Here is a 24,629-nt window from a genome sequence, read left to right on the forward strand (position 1 = left end):
CGGGGAGCGCAGTTGAGCACCAGCCCCAGGTCGTCCGCCCCTCCGCTCACCGAACGGCAGGAGGCCCGCCGCCGCCGGATCCTGCACACCGCCGCCCAGCTCGCCTCGCGCGGCGGCTTCGACGCCGTGCAGATGCGCGAGGTGGCCGAGGTCTCCGGCGTGGCCCTGGGCACGCTCTACCGCTACTTCCCCTCCAAGGTCCATCTGCTGGTCGCGACCATGCAGGACCAGCTGCAGCTGATGCAGGACGCGGTGCGCAAGCACCCGCCGGTCGGCGACACCCCCGGGGCGCGGGTCACCGAGACCCTGATGCGGACCTTCCGCGGCCTCCAGCGCGAGCCGCAGCTCGCGGAGGCCATGGTCAGGGCGCTGACCTTCGCCGACCGCTCGGTGAGCGCCGAGGTCGACCAGGTCAGCCGGCTGACGACGGCCCTGATCGGCGACGCGATGGGCCTGGACCACCCGCCGACCCGGGAGCAGCTGGCCGCCGTCCGGGTGATCGAGCACACCTGGCACTCGGCGCTGGTCACCTGGCTCTCCGGACGCGCCTCGATCGCCCAGGTCCGGATCGACCTGGAGACCGCCTGCCGACTGCTCGGCGAGTGACGGTCCCCGGGCTTCGACCCGCCGGCCCGGTCCTCGGACGGGGCCCGGTCCTCCGGCGGGGCCCACTCCTCCGGTGATGCTCAGTCCTCCGGCGGGAAGACCGGGTCGCCGCTCGCCGCCAGCAGCAGGCTGATCGCCTCGACCGGACAGCTCTCGGCCGCCGCCAGCAGCGCCTCGGACGCGTCCGCCTCCGGCTCGACCGGGTGCGACTGGCGCGCCCCGTCCAGCCGGAAGCCCTGCGGGGCGGAGGCGGCGCACATCCCGGAGCCGATGCACACCGAGCGGTCCACCTCGACCCGCCACCGGTCCCCCATCAGCCCTCGCCCCCGGTCTCCCGCTCCGGGGAGGGCGGCTGCGGCGGGACGTAGCCCTGGGGCAGGTGGATGGTCTTGTCCTCCAGGAAGGAGGCCAGCCCCTCGGGCCCGAACTCCCGGCCGATGCCGGAGTTCTTGAAGCCGCCGAACGGGCCGAGGAAGTCGAGCCCGAAGGTGTTGACCGAGTAGGTCCCGGTGCGGACCTGCCGGGCGATGTCGATGCCGTGCTCGACGTCGCCGCACCAGACGCTGCCGGAGAGGCCGTAGTCGGAGTCGTTGGCGATCCGCAGCGCGTCGGCCTCGTCCTCGTAGGGGATCAGGCAGACCACCGGGCCGAAGATCTCCTCGCGGGCGACCCGCATCCGGTTGTCGACGCCGCCGAGCAGCGTCGGCTCGACGTACCAGCCGGTCGGCTGGGCGGCCGGGACGCAGCCGCCGGTGAGGACCTTGGCGCCCTCCTCCTGGCCGAGCCTGATGTAGTCCAGGTTGCGCTGCTGCTGGCGGCGCGCGACCAACGGGCCGACCTGGGTGGCGGCGTCCAGCGGGTCGCCGACCACCAGCGCGCCGACGGCCGCGACCAGCCGGTCGGCTATCTCGTCGTACTGGGCGCGCGGGGCGAGGATCCGGGTCTGGGCGACACAGGCCTGGCCGTTGTTCATGTAGGCCGAGCCCATCAGGTTGTCGACGGCGGCGCCGAGGTCGGCGTCCGGCAGCAGGATGGCGGCGGACTTGCCGCCGAGCTCCAGGGTGATCCGGGTGAGGTTGCGGGAGGCCACCTCCATGATCCGCCGCCCGGCCGGGACCGAGCCGGTGAACGAGATCTTGTCGATGCCGGGGTGGCCCACTAGGTACTCGCTGACCTCGCGGTCGGCGGGCAGGATGCTGAGCACGCCCTCCGGCAGCCCGGCCGCCGCGCAGATCTCGGCCAGGATGTAGGAGTCGAGCGGGGTCTCCGGGGACGGCTTGAGGATCACCGTGCAGCCGGCGATCAGCGCCGGCGCCAGCTTGGCCGCCGCGACGAACTGCGGGACGTTCCACGGGACGACGGCGGCGACCACGCCGACCGGCTCGCGCCGCACCAGCAGCGGGTTGAGCACCCCCGCCCGGTGCTCCTCGAAGGCGAAGCCGCGGGCGGTGGCGATGGCCGCGTCCCAGATCATCATCGGGCCGTAGGCCTGGGCCAGGATGCTCCAGGAGAAGGGTGAGCCGTTCTCGGAGCTGATGCAGCGGGCGATCTCCTCGGCGCGGGCGGCGATGCCGTCCTTGATCCGCTCGCAGACCGCGAGCCGCTCCTCCAGGCCCGTCCGGGGCCAGGGGCCCTCGTCGAAGGCCTGGCGGGCGACGGCGACGGCGTGGTCGACGTCCGCCCGGGAGGCGTGCGGCACCCGGCCGATGACCTGCTCGGTGTGCGGGGAGACCACCTCGATGGTCTCGTCCCCGGCCGGGGCGACCAGCACCCCGCCGATGACGAGCCGGTCGTGTTCGCGTACCTCGGGGCTGGTGGGATTCTCGGCCATGTTCGGGCTCCCTGCTGACGACCCGTCACTTTTGACGTTGCATAGAACTGATACCAGTTCTAGTAATCAGGGGCAACGGCCATGCAGTAGGCTGCCCGACTAGTTGCATCAGGAACGTAACGTGTTCTAGTCAGCGCGCTCCAAGAACCTCGTACCAAGAACCGCGTTCCAGCAACCGTGATCCAGTACAGCGGCGGGAGAGGACGGCGCCATGCCCACCCAGAGTCAGGACGCGGAAGGCGAGCAGGGCCGCGACGGCGGAGCCTGCTGCGGCGAGGGTGCGGCGGTGAGCGGGGCCCCGCTCACCGCTGCACCCGACGCCGGGGCCGAGACCGCCCCGGACGTGCTGGCCTGGCGCAGCCGGACCCTGCCGCCGGTGCAGTACCGCGGCGGCGGGATCTGGAGCATCCCGGTCCCGATCCCGAACAACCCGCTCCGCTACACCCTGGTCTACGCCCTGGAGACGCCGCGCGGTCCGGTCCTGGTCGACACCGGCTGGGACGACCCCACCGGACGCACCGCGCTCGCCGACGGCCTGGCCACGGCCGGGTTCGCGCTCACCGACGTCCACGGCATCCTGGTCACCCACCACCACCCGGACCACCACGGGCTGTCGGCGCACGTCCGCGAGGAGTCCGGCGCCTGGATAGCCATGCACGGCGCCGAGGCCGCCGTGATCCGGGCGATCCGCAGCGTCCCGTCCGGACGCTGGGCGGACCGGATGGCGCGGGCGATGAGCGGCGCGGGCGTGCCGGAGGAGCACCTGGCGGCGCTGCGGGCCTTCGGCGGCAGCCGGGACGACGACAGCGCGGCCGGCGGCAGCGCGCGCGGCAGCGGCGCGGGCGGCAACGCCGGCGTGATCCTCTCCGACGCGCTCCCCGACCGCGAGCTGGTGCACGGCGAGTCCGCCGGCGTCCCCGGACGCGACGTCCGGGTCCTGTGGACCCCCGGTCACACCCCCGGCCATGTCTGCCTCTACCTGGACGAGCCCGACCACCCCAGCCGGCTGCTGTCCGGCGACCACCTGCTGCCCACCATCAGCCCGGTGGTCAGCCTCTACCCGGAGAACCCCGGGGACGAGCCGGCCGACCCGCTCGGCGACTACCTCGACTCGCTGGAGCGGATCGGCGCGCTCGCCCCGGAGGAGGTCCTCCCCGCGCACCAGTACCGCTTCACCGACAGCCCGGCCCGGGTGCGGGCGCTGCTCGGCCACCACGCCGACCGGCTGGCCGAACTGCACGCCCACCTCAAGCAGGGACCGCTGACCCTCTGGGAGGCCGCCCAGGGCATGCACTGGAACCGCCCCTGGTCGGAGCTGGGCTTCCTGGCCCGCCACCTCGCCCTCTCGGAGGCCGCCGCGCACCTGCGGCGCCTGGTCAAGACCGGCCTGGCCGAGGAGGTCCCGGACACCGACCCGGCCCTGCACCGGGCACTGTGAGCACGGGCCCGGCCACCGGGCGCTGCGAACCGGGCCCGGGGCGGCGGATACAGTGGCTGCACCCAGTTGATCCGCGTCCAGACAGGGAAAGCCGGTGCGACTCCGGCGCTGACCCGCAGCCGTAGAGCCGGAGTGCCTGTCTGGACGTGAGCGGCCCCGTCGAGGTCTACGGATCGCCCACCGCTCCCCGAAAGGCATGACCAGCCATGCTCACCGCCGCCCGCCTGGGCGCCGTCGCGCTGACCGCAGCCGTGCTCACCGGCACCGCCGCGCCCGCGTTCGCCGCCACCGCGTCACCCTCGGGCTCAGCGTCGCCCTACGCGCTCGTCACCGCCCCCGCCACGGACTCCGTCCTGGCGGCGGCTGCGGCCGCGGCCTCCGCGTCGGCGACCCCCTCCGCCCCGGCCTCGGCCGCCCTGCCCGCCGGGCTCTACGGCCAGGCCGACCCCACCTACGACGGCGTCTTCCGGCAGGGCCTCAGCCTGCTGGCGCTGCACACGGAGGGCATCACCCCGGCCGCCTCGGCGGTCGACTGGCTGACCGGCCAGCAGTGCGCGGACGGCGGCTGGCCGTCCTACAACCCGACCCCGGCCAAGGCCTGCTCGGCCGCCGCCGAGGACACCAACGCCACCTCGATGGCGGTGCAGGCGCTGGTCGCCCTCGGCGGCCACGACAGCGCCGTGGCCAAGGCGGTGGCCTGGTACAAGCAGGTGCAGAACAACGACGGCGGCTGGTCCTACAACCCCGGCACCGCCAGCGACGCCAACTCGACCGGGCTGGTCGTCTCCGCCCTGCTGGCCGCCAAGGCCGACCCGGCGACGGTCGTCAAGGGCGGGCACAGCGCCATCGCCGGACTGGACTCCTTCCAGCTCGGCTGCTCCGCGCCCAAGGCCGACCAGGGCGCCTTCGCCTACCAGCCGAACAAGAACGGGTCGCTGACCGCCAACAACGCCGCCTCGGTGCAGGCCGCCCTCGCCATCGGCGGCGGGTTCCTGCCCGTCACCGACCCGGCCGCGGCGTCCTCCGCCCAGCCGTCCGCGACCTGCTCGGACGCGATGCGCTCGGCCTCGCAGTACCTGTCGGCGCAGCTCGGCGCCGACGGCGGGCACCTCACCGCTCCGCTGGCCGGCTCCTCCACCCCGGCCCCCGACTACAACGACACCGCCTGGGCCGCGCTCTCGCTCGCCAACAACGGCTGGCCCGCCCCGGCGAAGACCGCCGTCGAGTGGCTGCGGCAGAACGGCGAGGCCTGGATCCAGGGCAGCACCGGCCAGGCCTCCCCGGCCGCGCTCGCCCTGCTGATCCTGGACGCCAAGGCCACCGGCCTGGACCCGCACTCCTTCGGCACCACCGACCTGGTCTCCCAGCTGGTCGCCACCGGCCCCACCCCGGCCGCCGTCCCTGCCGCGAGCGCCGCCACCGGCGCCCCGACCGCCGCCGCGAAGAAGTCCGGCAGCGGCGGCCCCAACTGGCTGATCTTCGGCGTGCTGTTCGTCGCCGCCGTCGGCGGCGGGATCCTGATCAGCTACAACCGGGCCAAGGGCAAGCGCTCATGACGCTCCGTCACCTCAGTCGGATCCGGCGCCCCGGCCACCTCCGGCGCGGGCTCACCGTGGCGGTCCTGCTGTCGGCCGCCGCGCTGCTCGGCATCGGCCCGGCCGCTGCCAGCAGCTACCGCTACTGGTCGTTCTGGGAGGGCTCCGGCAGCGGCTGGACCTACCAGCAGTCCGGACCCAACACCTTCGTCCCGGCCGACGGCTCGGTCGACGGCTGGCGCTTCGGCGTCAGCGCGGACAGCAGCGCGGCCGAGAAGCCGCGCAGCGCCCCGGACTTCGCCGCCGCCTGCGCCCACACCCCGGCGGTGAGCGGCAAGAAGCGCGTCGCCGTGGTGATCGACTACGGGACGGCGGCCGACTCCGGCAGCAACGCCACTCCCCCGGCCGAGCTGACGCTCTGCGCCACGCTGGCCGAGGACGCCAGCTCGGCGCAGCTGCTGGCACAGGTGTCGCCGCCGCTCCGGTACGACAGCAACGGCATCCTGTGCGCCATCACCGGCTACCCGCAGAGCGGTTGCGGCGAGGTGGTCAGCGGCGCTGCGGCCACGGCCACTGCCACGGCGGCCGACGGGTCGACCGCCGCCACCGCACCATCCGCCACCGCGACCGCGAAGAAGGCCGCGCCGAAGCCGACCAAGTCGAACCCGGCGGCGCTGGCCATCGGCGTGCTGTTCTTCGGCCTCCTGATCGGCGGCACCCTGGCGATGAACCGCCGCCGCCGCAACCGCTGAGCCCAGCCGCCCGGCTGCTCGGCGCGGCCGCTCGCGCCGCCCGCCGTCCACCGCCCGGGGTTCGCCCCGGGCGGTGGACGGCAGTCCCCGTCTTCCCCTCTCCCCAGCAACTGGACGTCCCCCCATGCCCGTTACGCCGCCCATCCGGCACCTGCACCCGGGCGCCTGGTGGTTGTGGGCCCTGGGCCTGGCCACCGCCGCCTCGCGCACCACCAACCCGTTCCTGCTGCTGCTGATCGCGGCCGTGGCCGGGTTCGTGGTCGCCGCCCGGCGCACCGACGCGCCCTGGGCGCGGGCCTACGGCGCCTTCCTGAAACTGGGGTTGGTGGTCCTGGGGATCAGGATGCTGTTCTTCGTGGTCCTCGGCGGGGACGTGCCCGGGACCCACGTCCTGATCACCCTCCCGCAACTGCCGCTGCCGCACTGGGCCCAGGGCGTCCGGATCGGCGGACCGATCACCCTCGAAGGGCTGCTCTTCGCGCTCTACCAGGCGATGATGCTGGCCGTCCTGCTGGCCTGCATCGGCGCCGCCAACGCCCTGGCCAACCCGGCCCGGCTGCTGCGCTCGCTGCCCGGCGCGCTCTACGAGGCCGGCGTCGCCGTGGTCGTCGCGCTCACCTTCGCCCCGAACCTGGTCGCCGACGTCCAGCGGCTGCGCGCCGCGCGCCGGCTGCGCGGCCGGACCGAGCGGGGCGCGCGGGCGCTGCTCACCGTCGGCATCCCGGTGCTGGAGAGCGCCCTCGAACGCTCGGTCAGCCTGGCCGCCGCGATGGACACCCGGGGCTTCGGTCGCACCGCCGACGTCCCGGCCGCCGTCCGCCGCACCACGGCCGCGCTGACGCTGGCCGGACTGCTGGGCGTCTGCGTCGCGGTCTACGGGCTGCTCGGCGCGGACGGCACCGCCTGGGCGCTGCCGCTGCTCGCCCTCGGCACGCTCGCGGCGGTGGCCGGACTGGCCCTGGGCGGACGCCGGGCCGTGCGCAGCCGCTACCGTCCCGACCCGTGGGGCCTGCGCGAATGGCTGGTCGCCGGATCCGGGGCGGCGGTCGCGGCGGTCATGGTGACGCTCGGCCCCGGCTACACGGACGCCCTGAACCCGCCGGTCGTCCCGCTCGCCGTGCCGCTGCTGCCGCTGCTGCCGGCCCTGGCCATCGCCGTCGGCCTGCTGCCCGCGCTGGCGGCCCCGCTCCCGCCCCGCCCGGCCCCGCCGTCGACCACCGCCCGCTCCTCCGGTCCGAAGGACAGCCGATGATCACCTTCGAACAGGTCTCCGTCACCTACCAGGACGCCGCCGCCCCGGCCCTCTCCGGCCTCGACCTCACCGTCCCCGAGGGCGAGCTCTGCCTGCTGGTCGGGCCCTCGGGCGCGGGCAAGTCGACGCTGCTCGGCGCGGTCAGCGGGTTGGTCCCGCACTTCACCGGCGGAGTGCTGCGCGGCCGGGTCACCGTGGCCGGCCGGGACACCCGCACCCACCGTCCGCGCGACCTCGCCGACGTCGTCGGCACCGTCGGCCAGGACCCGCTGGGACACTTCGTCACCGACACCGTCGAGGACGAACTCGCCTACGGGATGGAGTCGCTGGGCCTGCCGCCGGAGGTGATGCGGCGCCGGGTCGAGGAGACCCTGGACCTGCTGGGCCTGGCCGAACTGCGCGACCGCCCGCTCGCCACGCTCTCCGGCGGACAGCAGCAGCGGGTGGCCATCGGCTCGGTGCTGACGGTCCAGCCGAAGGTGCTGGTACTGGACGAGCCCACCTCGGCACTGGACCCCGGCGCGGCGGAGGAGGTGCTGGCCGTGCTGCAGCGGCTGGTCCACGACCTCGGCACCACCGTGCTGCTCGCCGAGCACCGGCTGGAACGCGTGCTCCAGTACGCCGACCAGGTCATCCTGCTGCCGGGCGACGGAAGGCCGCCGGTCCTCGGCGGGCCGGCCGAGGTGATGGCGGTCTCGCCGGTCCATCCGCCGGTCGTCGCGCTCGGACGGGCGGCCGGCTGGACACCGCTGCCGCTCTCGGTCCGCGACGCCCGCCGCCGGGCCGCGCCGCTGCGCGCGCTGCTCGCCGGACGGACCCCGGCCGCCGCCCCGCTCCCGTCGACGGCGGCCGCGCCGGTGGCGACGGTCGCCGCGCTCGCCGTCCGCCGGGGCGCCGTGGACGCGCTGCGCCGGGTCGACCTCGCCCTCCGGCCCGGCGAGGTCGTCGCGCTGATGGGCCGCAACGGCTCGGGCAAGTCCACCCTGCTCGGCTCACTGGTCGGCCTGCACGCCCCGACCGGCGGCCGGATCGACGTCGGCGGCCTCACCCCGCACCGGGTCAGGCCGGTGCAGCTGCTGCCGCTGGTCGGCCTGGTCCCGCAGGAGCCCCGCGACCTGCTCTACTGCGACACCGTCCGGGCCGAGTGCGCGGCGGCCGACCAGGACACCGGCTCCCCGGCCGGCACCTGCCGGGCGCTGGTCGAACGGCTGTTGCCCGGCATCCCCGGGACCACCCATCCGCGCGACCTGTCCGAGGGCCAGCGGCTGACCCTCGCCCTGGCCGTCATCCTCACCGCCCGCCCGGCGCTGATCCTGCTGGACGAGCCCACCCGGGGCCTGGACTACGCGGCGAAGGCGCGGCTGGTCGAGATCCTGCGCGAGTTGGCCGCCGAGGGCCACGCGGTGCTGCTGGCCACCCACGACGTCGAGCTCGCCGCCGAACTGGCGCACCGCACGGTCATCCTGGCCGAGGGCGAGATCGTCGCCGACGGCCCGACCCCGGAGGTCGTGGTCTCCTCCCCGGCCTTCGCCCCGCAGGTCGCCAAGGTGCTCAATCCGGAGCCCTGGCTGACCGTCAGCCAGGTAGCCGCCGCGCTCGCCGCGCCCGCGAGCGAGACTGCGAACGGGACTGCGAACGAGAGCGAGACCGAGCCGGAGGTCGCGCCGTGACCACCTCCATCGCCTCGGCCCTCGCCCGCCCGGTCCCGCTGGGCCGCCGCTCGACGGTGATGCTGCTGCTGACCACCGCCGTCGGCGTCGCCGCCTTCGGCTGGCCGCTGCTGGCCCGGCCCACCTCCAGCCTGGCCCACTCCACCGACGCCCCCTGGCTGTTCGCCGGACTGCTGCCGCTGCTGCTCGCGGTCGTGGTCGCGCAGATCGCCGAGGGCCGGGTCACCACCGGCGGCCAGGCCGGGCTGGAGGCCAAGTCCATCGCCCTGCTCGGCGTCCTCGCCGCCGCCGGAGCGGCGCTGCGCCCGCTCGGCGCCGGCACCGCCGGTCTCGAACCGCAGTTCTTCCTGATGGTCCTGTCCGGACGGGTGCTCGGCCCCGGCTTCGGCTTCGTCCTGGGCAACATCTCGATGTTCGCCTCCGCACTGCTCACCGGCGGTGTCGGCCCCTGGCTGCCGTTCCAGATGCTCGCCATGGGCTGGGTCTGCCTGGGCGCGGGGCTGCTCCCCCGCCCGGCCGAGCTGCGCGGACGCCGCGAGCTGTGGATGCTGGCGCTCTACGGCGCGGTCTCGGCCGAGCTGTACGGGCTGGTGATGGACCTCCAGGGCTGGCCCTACATCCTCGGCATGGGCACCGGCGTCTCCTTCGTCCCCGGTGCCCCGCTCCACGCCAACCTGCTCCGCTTCCTGGCCTACCACTTCACCACCGCGATGGGCTGGGACATCCCGCGCAGCGTGCTCACCGCCGTCCTCTGCCTCAGCCTCGGCGCGCCCCTGCTGCACGCCCTCCGCCGGGCCTCCCGCCGCGCCGCGTTCGCCGCGTCGGCCGCCTTCGAGCCGCCGGAGCCGGGGTGACCCCCCTGCGGGGAACTTGTCCAGTTTTTCCGGACAACTGCGCTTCTCTAGGATGATCACCATGGACCGCCCAGCCGCCCGAACCCCGCACCCGCTGCTGCGCATCCTGCTGGAGGCCGCCGACAACCGCTTCCCGCCGGTCGACGGCGGCGTGACCGTACTGCCCGGCCTCGGCCGGGGCCTGTCCTGCTCGGTCGCCTTCACCGGCCACGCCGTGGTCGCGACCGACCGCCCCGAGGCCGAGGTGCTGGCGCAGCGCCCGGACGGCTACGGCCGGTCGATGGGGCCGGACTTCCTCCGCTGGCTGGCCGGACCGGACACGGTCATCGGCGAGGTCGACGTCGTCCTGGCCGCACGCGGCACCGGCGGTCCTTCCGAACTCGCACTGCGGCACGATGTCGAGGACCATCCCCGGGTCCGCTACGCCCGCAGCGTCCGTACCCGGGTCGAGGTCCACGGCGACGAGCGCGGCTTCGTCACCCTCGCCGACGGCCTCGCCGGACGCCGCGAGTTCAGCATCGAGCTGGGGCTGCCCGGCCGGGGCCACGGCCGCTCGCTGCTGACCGACGCACTGACCCTGGTCCCCGAGGGCGAGCCGGTCTTCGCCGCCGTCTCCCCCGGCAACGCCCGCTCCCTCCGCGCCTTCCTCGCCGCCGGCTTCACCCCGATCGGCAGCGAGTCCCTCATCCGCCCGGCCTGAGGAGGGGCAGCCGGATGCCCGTCGACGTCTTCGCGCCCGGAGGCCGCACCAGGCCGCTCAGAACCCGGCGCTTCCGGCAGCCGTCATGCTGCGCGCCGCTGACGCCTCACTCGGAGGAAGCGGGCGCCACAACCGGTCCTGCACGGTCGGCCGTCGTGGCCGGGGCCCCTGGCAGCCGTGAACCCAGGGGCGTGGATGCGGTCAGGTCCTGACGACTCGGACCGCCGGGCCGCAGAGCTGCTGCAGGTCCTCAGGGCGCCCGGGCCGCCGTGTTCGCGTAGCGGCCCGGGGTGGTGCCGACGACGCGCTTGAAGTGGCGGGTGAGGTGGGACTGGTCGTAGAAGCCGGCGGCGGTGGCCACCTCGCGCGCGGGTCGGCCCTCCAGCAGCAGCCGGCGGGCCAGGTCGACCCGGCGGGAGACCAGGTACTGGTGCGGGGCGAGGCCGAAGACACCGCCGAACGCCCGTACCAGGTGCGCGGGATGGGTGTGCAGCAGGCGCGCGGCCTCGTCCAGGGCGATGCCCTCGGTCAGCCGATCGTCGAGGAGGTCGCGCAGGTTGCGGGCGACGCCCCGGTCGGGCACGGCGCGGCCGAAGGCCGGGCTGGGGCGCAGCCACCCGCGCAGCCGCTCGCCAATGAGGGCCAGCCGGCTCTCCGCCTCGAACTCGTCGCCCCGGTTCGCCAGGGCCGTGTGCAGCTGGCCGACCTGTCGGCGCAGCACGGGGTCGATGATGTCCGGCGCGTCCACCGCCGGACCGATGAAGCGCTCGTCCAACTGCGTCAGGTCGAGGTAGACCACCCGCTTGCGGAAGCCGTGGTCGGTGGCGGGTGAGCCGTTGTGCGGGACCTGCGGCGGAAGCAGGCTGACCGTGTCGTTCGGCGTGCCGCGCCGGTGGCGGTCCAGGTCGTAGCGGACCGCGCCGTCGTCGACGATCAGCAGCGTCCACGCCTCGTGGACGTGCATGGGGTAGGCGTGCTCGATGAAGTGGGCGTGGAACACCTCCACCACTCCCGCCACCGGAGGGCGCCAGGCCAGGATCTCCTGCTGGGGCATCACGCTCAGAACGTACAAGACGGGGCGGGCCCGCAGCCCGCAGTCTCAAGGCATGAGAACCGACAACGAAGAAGCACCGATCCGCTTCGACACCAAGATCGCCGTGCTGCTGCGCGACGACCTCGAACCCTGGCAGCGGCTGAACGTCACCGCCTTCCTGGTCAGCGGGCTGGGCACGGCCGTGCCCGAGGTGGTCGGCGAGCCCTACCGCGATGTCGACGGCGCCGAGTACCTGCCGATGTTCCGTCAACCGGTGCTGGTCTTCCAGGGGTCGAAGGAGACCATGGCCGCCGCCCACGGCCGGGCCCGCGCGCGTGCGCTGGCGAGCGCCGTGTTCACCTCGGACCTGTTCCGCACGGGCAACGACCGGGACAACCGCGCGGCGGTGCGAGCCGTCGGCACGGACAGCCTGGACCTGGTCGGACTGGCCGTCCACGGGCCCCGGAACGTGGTGGACAAGGTGCTCAAGGGCGCGCAGATGCACCCCTGAGCACCACGTCCGTCCCTGGTCACGGGAGGTCAGCTGTGCGAACCGCCCCTGCGGCGGCGGGTGACGACCACGGCGGCACCACCGGCCGCCAGCAGCACGCCGGCGGCGCCCGCGAGCAGGCCGGTGTCGGAGCCGCCACCGGTGACGGCCAGGGCCGGGCCGGTCGGGCTCGCGGAGACCGGGGGCGTGACGGCGGCCGACGCGGAGTCGGAGGACGAGGGCGAGGCCGGGACGTGGGACGAGCCGGAGGCGCTGGGCGCGACCGAGGTCGTGGCGGTGGGCGTGCCCGAGCCGGTCCTGCTCGCGCTGGGCTTGGGCGCCGCGCTGGTGGACGAGGTGGGCGGCGTCGTCGCGGCCTTCACCACGGTGAACGAGGCGGCCGAGGTGTAGATGCCGTCCTCACAGTAGTTGCCGGGCTTCATCGGCGAGTCGGAGTCGCTGGACTGGGCGTTCGCGTCGGACAGCGAACCGACGAACGCGGCGCCGATGTACGTGCCGGTGGGCGTCTTGGCCGGTGCCGAGACCCGCAGGCTGAAGCTGTCCTTGCTGCCCGCCGGCCAGTCCTCGCCCAGCCGGAAGAACAGGGAGTCCTCGTTGTAGGCGAGCTTGGACCACTTTCCGGTCCGGGGGTCCTTGGCCTCGACCAGCAGCGCGCTGCTGGGGTCGTCGGCCGTCTCCAGGCCCAGGGCCATCATCTCGATGACGTCGGCGATCTTCTTGCCGGAGACGTTGGTGAAGGTGACCTGGGCGTTGACGGGCGCGCCGCCGACGGTGAGCTTGGCACCGCTCAGGCCGGTGAGGGAGGCAGTAGCAGGGCACTTCGCCGGGGCCTTCGCGGCCGGGGCGGGGGTGCTGCTCACGGTGGCCGAGGCGCTGGGGGCGCTGCCGAGGAGGGCGAGCCCGGCCAGCACCGCCGCTGCGGCGGCTGCGGGTATGCGGCTGTTACGCATGGGTGTGGAGTTTCCTCTGGTGGATCGGACAAGAGCTGTTCGATGGATGAAATCAGCACACTAGCCCGGTTCGTGACAGAGGATTGAATCGCTGGTCAAGATCGATACAGTAATGAGACGATAAAATTAGAGTAAGGATCCTCTTGGGGGTCGAGATTCATGATCATGCCTGGTCAAGTACGCCGCGAGTCGGGGAAATCGGCACCGTGGGGCCGAGCAGAAGGTGGCAGTCTCATGACATACTCAGACTGCTCATGCATTGCCCTTACCTGACCTGCTGTCATGCCACGGCCCTCGGCATCCCTGGAAAAGGGACGCTTCACCCCCTGCCGTCACCGTCGGTCAGGGTCCACCGGCAGGCCCGGCCAGTTGCCGCCGGCCCGGTTGCGGACCAGGGCGGCCAGCTCGGCCGGGGGGATGCCGTCGGTGGCCACGTTCAGATGGGCGAAGCCGGCCCGGGTCAGTGCGTCGGCCTGGTGCCCGGCCCGCTCGGCGACGCGGCGCAGGGCCGGCTCGGGGAGCCCGCGCAGCTCGTCGCCGGGGATGGGCGGGCCGCCGCCGCGCCCGCGCCGGAGGATGCGCTCGGTCAACTGCTGCTGATCAGCCGTCAGTAGACACAGCGTCAGTTCGAGGTCCGGCAGGGCGTCGCGGTAGGTCCCGACCACGTCGCGGTCGTCCACCGGGCCGGAGACGATGAGGCAGCGGGCCCCGTGCTCCCGGAAGACCGGCCACATGACACCGAGGTTGGCGGCCTTCAGCCGGTGGTTGCCGGGGTCGTCGACCGGCGCCGGTCGCAGGAACCCGATCTGGCCGAGATCGACATAGGCGGCCTTCACCCCGCCCGTCCGGACCTGGGTGAAGAGGTCGTAGCCGACGGTCGACTTGCCGACGCCGGTGGGGCCGCAGAGCCAGAGCGCCGGGGCGGGGGCGGCGGTCGCCGCCCGGTCGCCCGGGTGCGGACCGACCCCGGCCACCGGGCCTCGGGCTGCCGCAGCGGCGTCGGCGGCCGACCCCGGGCGCAGCCGGTCACCGGCCGCCGCGCGGACCCGTCGGGCCACCTCGGCGACCGGCAGGCCGTCCGTGTCGACGGTCAGGTCCGCGAAGTCGCTCCGGTCCAGCGCGTCGGCCTCGGCCACCGACTCGTCGGCCAGGTGGGTCAGCCATCCCCGGTGCTCGATCCGGGCCCGGAGCGCGTCGTGGCCGACCCGGAGCCGACAGAGCGTCAACTCAGTTCCCCGGAGCGGCTCCGCATAGGACCGGACCAGTTCGGGGGTGACCACGCCGCCGGAGAGGACGAGGCACTCCGCCCCCGCCGACCGGTACGCCGGCCACATCGCGGCCAGGTTCCGCACCTTGATCCGGTGGTTGTCGGGGTCCTCCGCCGGGGCGGGGTAGCACAGCCCGATCTGGTCGAGGTCGAGGTAGGCGGTGCTGATCCCGGCCGCGTTCAGCTGGGTGGAGAGCTCCCACCCCACAGTCGACTTGCCGACGCCGGAGGGGCCGCAGAGCCAGAGCACGGGGATGGGGCGGTTGCTGGGCATGCGCGCGAGCGTAGTGCGCGGCCCCCGGGGCGGCGACCGGATTTCGGCCCCGCGCCCCGGCCCGCATACCGCGCCAGCACCGCGGGCCCGCCCCCGCGCTAGAGCCGCTGCAGGATCGTCCCGGTCGCCAGCGCGCCGCCGGCGCACATCGTGACCAGGGCGAACTCCTTGTCCGTGCGCTCCAGTTCGTGCAGCGCGGTGGTGATCAGCCGGGCGCCGGTGGAACCGACCGGGTGGCCCAGGGCGATCGCACCGCCGTTGACGTTCACCTTCTCCAGGTCGGCGTCCATGACCTGGGCCCAGGACAGCACGACCGAAGCGAAGGCCTCGTTGATCTCGACCAGGTCCATGTCGGCGAGCCGCATACCGGCCTTGCCGAGCACCGCCTTGGTCGCGTCGATCGGCCCGTCCAGGTGGTAGTGCGGGTCGGTGCCGACGACGGCTTGGGCCACGATCCGGGCGCGCGGGGTCAGCCCGAGGGCGCGGGCCGCGCGGCGCGAGGCCCACATCACCGCCGCCGCACCGTCCGAAATCTGCGAGGAGTTCCCGGCCGTGTGGATCGCCGAGGGCATCACCGGGCGCAGCCCGGCCAGCGCCTCGGCCGAGGTGTCGCGCAGCCCCTCGTCCATGTCGAACAGCCGCCACATGCCCTGCCCGGCCAGCTGCTCCGACTCGGTGGTGGGCACCTGGACGGCGTAGGTCTCGCGCTTGAAGCGCTCCTCGGCCCAGGCCGCCGCCGCCCGCTGCTGCGAGAGCAGGCCGAGCCGGTCGACGTCCGCACGGGTGAGTCCGCGCCGCTTGGCGATCCGCTCGGCCGCCTCGAACTGGTTGGGCAGGTCGACGTTCCACTCCTCCGGGAACGGCCGTCCGGGCCCGTGCGCGGAGGCCGCGCCCAGCGGTACCCGGGACATGGACTCGACGCCGCAGCCGATCCCGACGTCGATGACCCCGGCCTGGACCATGTTGGCGACCATGTGGTTGGCCTGCTGCGAGGAGCCGCACTGGCAGTCCACGGTGGTGGCGGCCACCTCGTACGGCAGGCCCATCGCCAGCCAGGCGTTGCGGGCGGGGTTCATCGACTGCTCGCCGGCATGGGTGACCGTCCCGCTGACGATCTGTTCGACGACGTCGGGCTGCACCCCGGTCCGGGCGAGCAGTTCGCGGAAGGTCTCGCCCAACAGGTAGGCGGGATGCAGGTTGGCAAGCGCCCCACCCCGCTTGCCGATGGGGGTGCGGACTGCTTCGACGATGACGGGTTCAGCGGCCATGACTCGTCCTCCGGGCGCCCAGTGAACTCAAGAGAACTGATACGCGTTCTAGTTCTGCGCACCTTTCTATTCTGCGTACGTCGGTCCGCGCAAGGCTCTTGCACCGACTAGAACGCGTTACTACTGTCGAGTCGGATACCTGACACAGCGTCAGATGACTCGGAGGCCCCGATGACGTGCCCCGCGCTGCCCGAAGGCTTCGACTTCACCGATCCCGGCCTCAACCAGACCCGGGTGCCGCTCCCGGAGTTCGCCCTGCTCCGCAGCACCGAACCGGTGCGCTGGATCCCGCAGCAGCCGGGGACGACCGGCTTCGACGACGGCGGCTACTGGGCGGTCACCCGGCACGCCGACGTCAAGGAGGTCTCGGTCCACCCGGAGACCTACTCCTCCACCCTCAACACCGCGATCATCCGGTTCCACCCGGACATGGACCGCTCCGGCATCGACGGCCAGCGGCTGATCATGCTGAACATGGACCCGCCGGAGCACACCCGGCTGCGGCAGATCGTCCAGCGCGGGTTCACCCCGCGCGCCGTCAACGCGCTCCAGGACGCCCTGCGCGACCGCGCCGAGCAGATCGTCGCCGCCGCGCGGGCCGAGGGCAGCGGCGACTTCGTCCGCGACATCGCCTGCGAGCTGCCGCTCCAGGCGATCGCCGAGCTGATCGGGGTGCCGCAGCAGGACCGGGCCCGGATCTTCGACTGGACCAACAAGATGGTCTCCTACGACGACCCCGAGCTGGCGATCACCCCGGAGATCGGCACCGAGTCCGCGGTCGAGCTGATGATGTACGCCATGGGCATCGCCGAGCAGCGCAAGAGCTGTCCGGCCCACGACATCGTCACCCAGCTGGTCAACGCCGAGGGGCAGGGCAACCTCGGCTCGGACGAGTTCGGCTTCTTCGTGCTGCTGCTCGCCGTGGCCGGCAACGAGACCACCCGCAACGCCACCAGCCACGGCATCCACGCCCTGCTCACCCACCCCGAGCAGTGGGAGCTCTACAAGGAGCGCCGGCCGCGCACCGCCGCCGACGAGATCGTCCGCTGGGCCACCCCGGTGATGTCCTTCCAGCGGACCGCCACCACCGACGTCGAGCTGGGCGGCGCGAAGATCTCGGCCGGGCAGCGCGTCGGACTCTTCTACAGCTCCGCCAACAACGACCCCGAGGTCTTCGACCGTCCGGCCGCCTTCGACATCCTCCGCGACCCCAACCCGCACCTGGGCTTCGGCGGCGGCGGACCGCACTTCTGCCTCGGCGCCAACCTCGCCCGACTGGAGCTGGACCTGGTCTTCAACGCCATCGCCGACGCCGTCCCCGACATCCGGCTGGCCGGTGAGCCGCGCCGGCTGCGCTCCGCCTGGCTGAACGGGATCAAGGAGCTCCGGGTCCAGTACACGTAGCGCCTGACAGGGTGTCCGTTCGTCCGTTCGGACTTCCCGGCGGGCAGTCGGCCGCGTCCACTGAAAACCTGATGGTCAGTCCACCAGGCAGCGGAGGGGTCGATGTCCCAGGAGTACACATCGGACGAGCGGCCCCCGGCCGTCTCCGGGGCCGGCGCGCCCCCGACTCCCCCCACGAGAGCAAGCGCCAGGTCACCCTGGTCTTCGTCGGCGTGATGCTGGGGATGTTCCTCGCCGCGCTGGACCAGACGATCGTCTCCACCGCGCTGCCCACCATCGTCGGCGACCTGGGCGGCGCCAACCACCTCTCCTGGGTGGTCACCGCCTACATGCTGGCCGCCACCGCGACCACCCCGCTCTGGGGCAAGCTCGGCGACCTGTTCGGCCGCAAGTACGTGTTCATGGTCAGCATCGTCATCTTCCTGATCGGCTCGGTCCTCTGCGGCCAGTCCCGGAACATGCTGGAGCTGATCATCTTCCGCGCCCTCCAGGGCCTGGGCGGCGGCGGGCTGATGGTGCTGGCCATGGCCGTGATCGCGGACGTGGTGCCGCCCCGCGACCGGGGCCGCTACCAGGGGGTCATCGGCGCGGTCTTCGGCGTCTCCTCCGTGGTCGGACCGCTGCTCGGCGGCTTCCTGGTGGACAACCTCAACTGGCGCTGGGTCTTCTACGTCAACCTCCCGGTCGCCGCGGTGGCGCTCGCGGTGATCACGGTGGCGCTCAAGGCGCACCACCCGGAGACCCGGCCCAGCATCGACTACCTGGGCACCTTCCTGCTGGCCGCCGCCTCCACCTGCCTGGTGCTGATCACCAGCCTCGGCGGCTCCACCTGGGCCTGGAACTCGGTCGAGGTCTGGGGCTGCGGCATCGGCGCGGTGCTGCTGATCATCGCGTTCATCGTGGTCGAGCGGCGGGTGTCGGAGCCGGTGCTGCCGCTGCGGCTGTTCCGCAACCCGGTCTTCTCCCTCTGCTGCGGCATGGGCTTCGTGATCGGCCTGTGCATGTTCGGCTCGCTCTCCTACATCCCGCTCTACATGCAGGTGGTCAACGGCAACTCGCCGACCGTCTCCGGGCTGCGGCTGCTGCCGATGATGGCGGGCATGCTGGTCACCTCGATCGGCACCGGTCAGCTGATCAGCCGCACCGGCAAGTACCGGATCTACCCGATCATCGGGACCGCGCTGATCGTGGTCTCGCTGGTGCTGCTGTCCCGGGTGGACGAGAAGACCAGCTCGGTGATCATGGGTCTGGACATGCTGGTGCTGGGCCTGGGGCTGGGGCTGGTGATGCAGGTCCTGATCATCGCCGTGCAGAACTCCTCCCCCTTCGCCGACCTGGGCACCGCCACCTCCGGGGTCACCTACTTCCGCTCCATCGGCGGTTCCTTCGGCGCCTCGATCTTCGGCACCGTGCTGAACAACCGGCTGAACTCCAAGATCACCTCGGCGCTCAAGGACGGGACGCTCTCGCCGCACTTCCCGGTGCAGCAGGTCCTGGCCGACCCGACCATCGTGCAGAAGGCCCCGCCGGCCGACAAACCGCTGATCGAGCCGTTCCTGCACCTCTTCGCGGTCTCGCTGCAGACCGTGTACCTGGTCGCGGCCGGGATCGGGGTGGCGGCCTTCCTGCTCTCGCTCTTCCTGCGCGAGGTCCCGCTGCGCACCGCCAACCGGGCCGCCGAACCCGGCGAGGCGGCCGGGCTGCCGACCTTCCGCAGCTCCGCCGACGAGATCGAACGCATGGTCACCCGGCTCTCCAGCAAGGAGAACATCTGGGAGCGCTACGGCCGGGCGATCGACCGGGCCAACCTGGACATCAGCGTCCCGCACGCCTACGGGCTGTTCCGGCTGCACCAGGCCGGGCCGGTGACGGAGGAGGAGATCTGCCGCCGCAACAACCTCGGTCTCGACGTGGTCCGGCCCAAGGTCGACGCGCTGATCTCGGCCGGCCGGGTCCAGAAGGGCACCGACGGGCTGCTCACCCTCACCCCGGCGGGCGAGGACGTCGTCGCCAGGCTCACCGAGGCCCGGCGCTCGCTGCTGAACGAGAAGCTGGAGGGCTGGTCCGAGGACCAGCACGCCGAACTGCTGAAAATGCTGCGCGACCTGGCCGACAACTCGATGGACGCACCGGGCCAGGTGCTGTCCCCCTGACGCCCGCCGGGCGGCGCCGGGGAGCGCCGGGGGGCGGCGGAGCTGGACCCGGGTGTCCCCCCGCGCGGCCATCCTGCATAATCGGTCCCCGTTCGACCACAGCAGGGGGATGGGATGACGGTCCGGTACTGCGGCAGATGCGCCGAGACGCTCACCGAGAGCGGCGGGTGCGCCTGCGGCTGGAGTGCGGGCAGTGACTCGGAGACCGCGGTCATCCCGGTCGTCGGCGGACCGGAGCTGGTCCGGCCCTACTTCCGCGCGGACGGGGGCGCCGTCGGCACCGCCCTCAGCGGCGAGGTGCTGAGCAGCGAGACCTCACCGGGATCCGGCGGCTACCAGGGTCCGACCCAGCTGCTGCCGCCCGTGCCGCCGGCACCCCGGTCGGCCGGCGGAGCCGGGGCGCCCCCTCGGGGCGGACGCGGCTCCGGGCCCCGGGGCTCCGGGCCGCAGCGGGGCGGGCGACGCGGTCCCTCGCGCAACAGTGTGCTGATCGGGGCCGCCATCGTCGCCATCGCCGGACTCGGCGTCACGGCGGCGCTGATACCGTCGATGCTGGGCAGTCACACCGTGGACTACGCCCAGCCCCAGCCGGGCGTCACCGCCCCGCTGCCGACGGCGACCGGCGCGGCCGGAGCCACCGCCGACCCCTCGGCCTCGGTCACCGCCTCGGCCGCCGCCGCCGCGCCGACCCGCTCCGCCGCCGCACCGACGAGCGCTCCGGCGGCGGCGCCGACCGCCTCCGCCGCACCGACGCACAGCGCCGGCCGCACTCCCGTGACGGGCGGCTCCACCGGGGCCTCGGCCCCGGTGAGCCCGACGTCCGGAGCCTCGGCCGGGGCGTCGACCAGCAGCTCCCCCTCCGGCAGCCTCTCCTACGGCGACGACGGACCCGCCGTGACCACCCTCCAGCAGGACCTCGCCGAGCTGTACGTGGATCCGGGGCTCGACGACAGCGGCAGCTACGACCAGCGCACCTACCGGGACGTGGTCCGGTTCCAGATGTGGTACGGCGTCACGGCCGACCCGAGCGGGGTCTACGGTCCGGCCAGCCAGGCCGCGATGGCCGAGGCGCTCCAGCAGCTGGACGGCGAGCAGGGCGGCTCCGGCCAGTAGCGCCGCGGGGGGCGCCCCGGCCGGCCGGTGATCCCGCCGACGAAGCCGAAGTTGCCGGAGGGTCTCGACAGCGGGGACCCTCCGACGCAAGGGTGGGTCCATGGAGTACACCTCTCTCGGCCGTACCGGCCTGTCCGTGTCCCGCCTCTGCCTGGGCACGATGAACTTCGGTCCGCTGACCGACGAAGCCGACTCGCACGCGATCATGGACTCCGCCCTCCAGGAGGGCATCAACTTCTTCGACACCGCCAACGTCTATGGATGGGGTGAGAACAAGGGCCGGACCGAGGAGATCATCGGCAGCTGGTTCGCCAAGGGCGGCGGCCGGCGCGAGCAGACCGTCCTCGCCACCAAGCTCTACGGCGCGATGCCCGGCCCCGGCGGCGAGGAGTGGCCGAACCGCGGCAAGCTCTCCGCGCTGAACATCCGCCGCGCCTGCGACGCCAGCCTCAAGCGGCTGGGCACCGACTACATCGACGTCTACCAGATGCACCACGTGGACCGGGCCACCCCCTGGGACGAGGTCTGGCAGGCCATGGAGGTGCTGGTCGCCCAGGGCAAGATCCTCTACACCGGCAGCAGCAACTTCGCCGGCTGGCACATCGCCACCGCGCAGGCCGCCGCCGAACGGCGCGGCTACCTCGGCCTGGTCGCCGAGCAGTCGCTCTACAACCTGCTGGCCCGGACCGTCGAGCTGGAGGTGCTGCCCTCGGCCCAGCACCACGGCCTCGGCGTGATCCCCTGGTCCCCGCTCCAGGGCGGCCTGCTCGGCGGCGTGCTGCGCAAGGCCGGCGAGAAGGGCGGCCGCAGCGCCGACCGCGCGGAGAAGCTGACCGCCGCACAGCGCGACCAGCTCCAGGCCTACGAGGACTTCTGCGACAAGCTCGGGCACGAGCCGGGGACGGTGGCGCTGGCCTGGCTGCTGCACCAGCCGGCCGTCACCGCGCCGATCGTCGGTCCGCGCACGGCGGGGCAGCTGACCACCGCGCTGGCGGCGCTGGAGGTCACCCTCGACGCGGACGCGCTCGCCCGGCTGGATGAGATCTTCCCGGGCCACCGCACCGCCCCCGAGGACTACGCCTGGTAGTCCCCGGCCACACGGGGAGCTGGGAAGTCCCTCCCGGGACCGCGTCCGAAGGGCCCGTGGCCGCGCCGAACACCCGACCGGCGCGGCCACACCATTCTCACAACTTCTGTATGTTTCGAAGCTGTACCATCCGTCGAGTCCCCCTGACGATGTGACGGATACGAAGGACCACGTGACCACCTCGGCCCAGCCCCTGCCCACCGCTTCTCCGGCCAGCAAGTCCGCCGGACCTGTGTCGGGGCGAAAGCTCGGCTGGACGGCCGTGGCACCCGGAGTACTGTCGCTGCTCCTCGGCATCTACCAGGTCGGCAAGCCGGAGCTCTGGCGCGACGAGATCGCCTCGGTCAGTGCCTCCTCCCGCAGTCTCGGCGACCTGTTCGAGCTGCTCGGCCACGTGGACGCCTCGACCGGCTTCTACTACGTACTGCTGCACTTCTGGACCGGCCTCTTCGGCGACTCGCTGATGGCGCTGCGGCTGCCCTCGGTGATCGCCATGGCGGCCGCGGCGGTGCTCACCGCGCAGATCGGCGCCCGTCTCTACGGCAACGCCAGCGGGCTGGCCGCCGGTCTGGTCTTCGCGCTGACCCCGGGCATCTCCCGGTACGGGCAGGAGATCCGGGCCTACGCGCTCGCCGTGTTCGCGGTGGCGCTCGCGACCTTCCTGCTGCTCCGGGCACTGGAGCGGACCGGCAGCCGGGTCCGCTGGCTGGCCTACGCCGCCGCCCTGGTGCTGGTCGCGCTGGCGCATGTGGTGGCGCTGTCCTGCCTGATCGGCCACCTGGTCGCGGTGCTGCTGCGGGTGCGGCGGGACGGGCGGCGCGGGCCGCTGCTCCGGTTCGGCGGGGCGGTCCTGCTCGGCGTGGTGTGCGCCTCGCCGCTGATGCTGATCGGGCACTCGCAGGTCAAGCAGCAGCTCTCCTGGCTGAAGGCGCCGGACCTCTCCGATCCGCTGCACGTCGGCTACCAGCTGTGGCTCACCCTGTACGCCTCCCGCAGCGCCGCGTCGATCGCCGCGGTGCTGGTCGTGCTGGGCGTGCTGGCGCCGCTGCTGCGCGAGCGGAAGCGCGAGGCGACGGTCTTCGTCGTCTCCAGCGCGGTCCTGCCGATCGTCGCGGTCGCGCTGATCTCGCAGCTCGGCACCTCGTACTTCATCGCCCGCTACCTGCTCTTCACCCTGATCGCCTGGTCGGTCCTGGCCGGCGCGGGCCTGGTCGGCGCGGCGGCGCTGCTGACCGAGCGGGTGCGGCTGCCGCTGGTGCGGTGGCCGGGCGCCCGGCCCGTCGCCGCCGTCCTGCTGTCGGCACTGGCACTCGCTGCGATCTGGCCCAGCCAGACCGCGGTCCGGAGCTACGCGGCGCACGAGTGGACCAACATCCCCATCGGCAAGAGCCCCGGCTACCTCTCCTACGAGGGCACCGCCGACCTGCTGGCGGCCCACGCCCTTCCCGGGGACGGCCTGGTCTTCATGACCCACAGCGCGATGATGGTCGACCTGGGCGTCGACTACTACCTGCACGACCGGGTGCGGCTGGACCAGGTCCTGGTGACCCGGACCCCGCAGCAGAACGCCTCCTACTACTCGTCGCTCTGCCCCGCCCCGGCCGCCTGCCTGGCGACGGCGCCGGGCCGGATCTGGCTGGTCACCGAGACCCCGGTCTCCTACCTGACCCCGGTGCAGACCATCGAGCGGACGGCGCTGCTCTCGCACTACCGGATCGCGAAGACCTACTACCGCTCGGACATCCACGTGAGCCTGCTGGAGAGGACGAGCTGAATGGCCGGGTCCACGACCTGGATCGGGTTCCTGCGCGCGGTCAACGTCGGCGGCCGCAAGGTCGAGATGGCCCGGCTGCGCGAGCTGCTCGCCGGTCTGGGACTCGACCGGGTCCGCAGCTACATCGCCAGCGGCAACGCCTTCTTCGACAGCGACCTCGACCCCGGCTCGCCCCGGGCGCGGGCCGAGCTGACCGCCGCCGTCGAGCAGCGGCTGCGGCAGGAGTTCGGCTTCGAGATCCCGACCGTGCTGCGGACCGTCACCGAGGTCGAGGCGGCGCTCGCGGCGGCGCCCTTCGACGGCATCGAGGTCACCCCGGACATCCGGCTCAGCATCGTCTTCCTCTCCGCGCCCCTGGTCGGCGCGGAGCTGCCGCTGCGCTCCCCCAAGGGCGACTGGGAGCTGCTCGCCGCCACCGACGGCGAAGCCTTCGTGCTGTCCCGGCTGCGGGACGGACGACTCGGCGCCAACCCGGTCGCGGCGGTCGAGAAGACCTTCGGGGTGACCGCCACGGCGCGGTTCTTCCACACCACCGAGAAGATCGTCGCAGCGGCGAGGAAGCCCTAGTCAGGCCGGGCCGGTCCAGTCGAGGGTGGGCGGCAGCACGCCCTCCAGGGTGAGCAGCCAGCGTTTGACCTCCATCCCGACCGGGCCGCCGCCGAAGCCGCCGATCCCGTCGGCCGCGACCACCCGGTGGCAGGGCACCAGCAGGAACAGCGGGTTGGAGCCCATGATGGAGCCGACCGCGCGCGCCGCCGGGCCGAGGCTCCCGGCCTCGATCTCGGTGGTGAACACCTCGCTGCGGACCGCGAGTTCGCCGTAGCTGACGGTGCTGCCCCAGCCCACGGTGCGCTCCAGCGTCTGCAGCACGCTGCGCTGCGGACCGGCGGTGGTGAGCCGCCAGTCGACCGGCAGCCCGAGCCGGCGCCGGGTGCCGGCGAAGTACTCGGCGAAGTGCCGGGCGACCAGGGCCGCCTTCGGCTCGTCCCCCGGCCGCACGGCGTCGCCGACCGGCGGGCCGCCCCCGGCGACGGCCTCGAAGCTGACCGAGGCCACGCCCTCGGCGGTGATCCCCACCCGGACCGGGCCGCTGGGGAGCGGGGTGGCCAGGGTGATCCAGGAGACGGGCACTGCCATGCCGCTCCCCTCCGTACCTT

At 73.3% G+C, this 24,629-nt stretch carries 22 protein-coding genes and 1 riboswitch; of the genes, 15 read left to right on the plus strand and 7 right to left on the minus strand.

The genetic code is table 11. From position 1 onward, the window contains the following. The first annotated feature begins 12 nt into the window (after positions 1-12). Positions 13-606: a TetR family transcriptional regulator gene (locus tag BS75_RS10650; RefSeq protein ID WP_034088055.1), complete on the plus strand. Its 594-nt coding sequence runs from the start codon at positions 13-15 to the stop codon at positions 604-606. An 80-nt stretch (positions 607-686) separates the two neighbouring features. Here BS75_RS10650 and BS75_RS10655 read toward each other — a convergent pair whose 3' ends face one another. Further along, entirely contained in the window at positions 687-920 is a 234-nt protein-coding gene (locus BS75_RS10655; RefSeq protein WP_034088056.1) for a ferredoxin, read from the minus strand. Beyond that, complete coding sequence (locus BS75_RS10660; RefSeq protein ID WP_042439176.1) at positions 920-2,437, minus strand: aldehyde dehydrogenase; 1,518 nt, start codon at positions 2,435-2,437, stop codon at positions 920-922. Before BS75_RS10660 ends, BS75_RS10655 begins: the two co-directional genes overlap by 1 nt. 211 nt (positions 2,438-2,648) lie before the next feature. On the opposite strand from BS75_RS10660, the gene BS75_RS10665 reads away from it, so the two are divergent. The 7 genes from BS75_RS10665 to BS75_RS10695 all read left to right on the plus strand — a co-directional run bounded on the left by BS75_RS10665 (position 2,649) and on the right by BS75_RS10695 (position 10,638). Further along, positions 2,649-3,875: an MBL fold metallo-hydrolase gene (locus BS75_RS10665; RefSeq protein ID WP_081982239.1), complete on the plus strand. Its 1,227-nt coding sequence runs from the start codon at positions 2,649-2,651 to the stop codon at positions 3,873-3,875. A 75-nt stretch (positions 3,876-3,950) separates the two neighbouring features. Then, a riboswitch (adenosylcobalamin-variant (AdoCbl-variant) riboswitch) is annotated at positions 3,951-4,021 on the plus strand. Between the two features lie 60 nt (positions 4,022-4,081). After that, a complete protein-coding gene (locus BS75_RS48035; protein WP_152646044.1) occupies positions 4,082-5,431 on the plus strand; it encodes a prenyltransferase/squalene oxidase repeat-containing protein in 1,350 nt (449 codons plus the stop codon). Beyond that, complete coding sequence (locus BS75_RS10675) at positions 5,428-6,162, plus strand: SCO2322 family protein (RefSeq protein ID WP_042439173.1); 735 nt, start codon at positions 5,428-5,430, stop codon at positions 6,160-6,162. The genes BS75_RS48035 and BS75_RS10675 overlap by 4 nt, the downstream gene beginning before the upstream one ends. A 124-nt stretch (positions 6,163-6,286) precedes the next feature. Continuing rightward, positions 6,287-7,414, plus strand: coding sequence for an energy-coupling factor transporter transmembrane component T (locus BS75_RS10680; RefSeq protein WP_042439170.1), 1,128 nt, complete (start codon positions 6,287-6,289; stop codon positions 7,412-7,414). Next, positions 7,411-9,084 carry an ABC transporter ATP-binding protein gene (locus BS75_RS10685; RefSeq protein WP_042439165.1) on the plus strand — a complete coding sequence of 558 codons (1,674 nt, stop codon included), beginning with the start codon at positions 7,411-7,413 and terminating at the stop codon, positions 9,082-9,084. The genes BS75_RS10680 and BS75_RS10685 overlap by 4 nt, the downstream gene beginning before the upstream one ends. 59 nt (positions 9,085-9,143) lie before the next feature. Beyond that, a complete protein-coding gene (locus tag BS75_RS10690) occupies positions 9,144-9,938 on the plus strand; it encodes an ECF transporter S component (RefSeq protein ID WP_081983254.1) in 795 nt (264 codons plus the stop codon). Positions 9,939-9,999: 61 nt separating this feature from the next. After that, positions 10,000-10,638 (plus strand): hypothetical protein, encoded by a 639-nt coding sequence (locus BS75_RS10695; protein WP_034092791.1) that lies wholly within the window; start codon positions 10,000-10,002, stop codon positions 10,636-10,638. Between the two features lie 250 nt (positions 10,639-10,888). Here BS75_RS10695 and BS75_RS10700 read toward each other — a convergent pair whose 3' ends face one another. Next, positions 10,889-11,692: a helix-turn-helix domain-containing protein gene (locus BS75_RS10700; protein ID WP_408022589.1), complete on the minus strand. Its 804-nt coding sequence runs from the start codon at positions 11,690-11,692 to the stop codon at positions 10,889-10,891. A 52-nt stretch (positions 11,693-11,744) separates the two neighbouring features. Between BS75_RS10700 and BS75_RS10705 the strand changes: the two genes are divergently transcribed. After that, positions 11,745-12,182 (plus strand): DUF2000 domain-containing protein, encoded by a 438-nt coding sequence (locus BS75_RS10705; RefSeq protein ID WP_034088058.1) that lies wholly within the window; start codon positions 11,745-11,747, stop codon positions 12,180-12,182. Between the two features lie 29 nt (positions 12,183-12,211). Here the strand turns inward: BS75_RS10705 and BS75_RS44125 are convergent, their stop codons facing one another. The 3 genes from BS75_RS44125 to BS75_RS10720 all read right to left on the minus strand — a co-directional run bounded on the left by BS75_RS44125 (position 12,212) and on the right by BS75_RS10720 (position 15,941). Further along, positions 12,212-13,132 (minus strand): LAETG motif-containing sortase-dependent surface protein, encoded by a 921-nt coding sequence (locus BS75_RS44125; protein WP_052069330.1) that lies wholly within the window; start codon positions 13,130-13,132, stop codon positions 12,212-12,214. A 332-nt stretch (positions 13,133-13,464) separates the two neighbouring features. Then, entirely contained in the window at positions 13,465-14,673 is a 1,209-nt protein-coding gene (locus BS75_RS51420; protein ID WP_052069331.1) for an adenylyl-sulfate kinase, read from the minus strand. A gap of 98 nt (positions 14,674-14,771) precedes the next feature. Continuing rightward, the gene (locus BS75_RS10720) at positions 14,772-15,941 is read right to left on the minus strand and encodes a steroid 3-ketoacyl-CoA thiolase (RefSeq protein WP_034088059.1); all 1,170 of its coding nucleotides are present in this window, start codon (positions 15,939-15,941) and stop codon (positions 14,772-14,774) included. 171 nt (positions 15,942-16,112) lie between these two features. On the opposite strand from BS75_RS10720, the gene BS75_RS10725 reads away from it, so the two are divergent. The 6 genes from BS75_RS10725 to BS75_RS10750 all read left to right on the plus strand — a co-directional run bounded on the left by BS75_RS10725 (position 16,113) and on the right by BS75_RS10750 (position 24,039). After that, complete coding sequence (locus BS75_RS10725; protein ID WP_034088060.1) at positions 16,113-17,345, plus strand: cytochrome P450; 1,233 nt, start codon at positions 16,113-16,115, stop codon at positions 17,343-17,345. Positions 17,346-17,416: 71 nt separating this feature from the next. Further along, entirely contained in the window at positions 17,417-19,498 is a 2,082-nt protein-coding gene (locus BS75_RS10730; protein ID WP_081982240.1) for an MFS transporter, read from the plus strand. 114 nt (positions 19,499-19,612) lie between these two features. Then, complete coding sequence (locus BS75_RS10735) at positions 19,613-20,611, plus strand: peptidoglycan-binding protein (protein WP_034088061.1); 999 nt, start codon at positions 19,613-19,615, stop codon at positions 20,609-20,611. A 100-nt stretch (positions 20,612-20,711) separates the two neighbouring features. Next, entirely contained in the window at positions 20,712-21,698 is a 987-nt protein-coding gene (locus BS75_RS10740) for an aldo/keto reductase (RefSeq protein WP_034088062.1), read from the plus strand. Positions 21,699-21,849: 151 nt separating this feature from the next. Continuing rightward, entirely contained in the window at positions 21,850-23,472 is a 1,623-nt protein-coding gene (locus BS75_RS10745) for a glycosyltransferase family 39 protein (protein WP_197091927.1), read from the plus strand. Beyond that, positions 23,473-24,039, plus strand: a complete 567-nt coding sequence (locus BS75_RS10750) for a DUF1697 domain-containing protein (protein ID WP_034088064.1) — start codon at positions 23,473-23,475, stop codon at positions 24,037-24,039. On the opposite strand, the gene BS75_RS10755 is transcribed toward BS75_RS10750, so the two are convergent. Continuing rightward, a complete protein-coding gene (locus tag BS75_RS10755; RefSeq protein ID WP_042439152.1) occupies positions 24,040-24,609 on the minus strand; it encodes a methylated-DNA--[protein]-cysteine S-methyltransferase in 570 nt (189 codons plus the stop codon). Positions 24,610-24,629: the final 20 nt, after the last annotated feature.

Origin of the sequence: Streptacidiphilus albus JL83, from assembly GCF_000744705.1 — a bacterium.
Classification (GTDB): Bacteria; Actinomycetota; Actinomycetes; order Streptomycetales; family Streptomycetaceae; genus Streptacidiphilus; species Streptacidiphilus albus.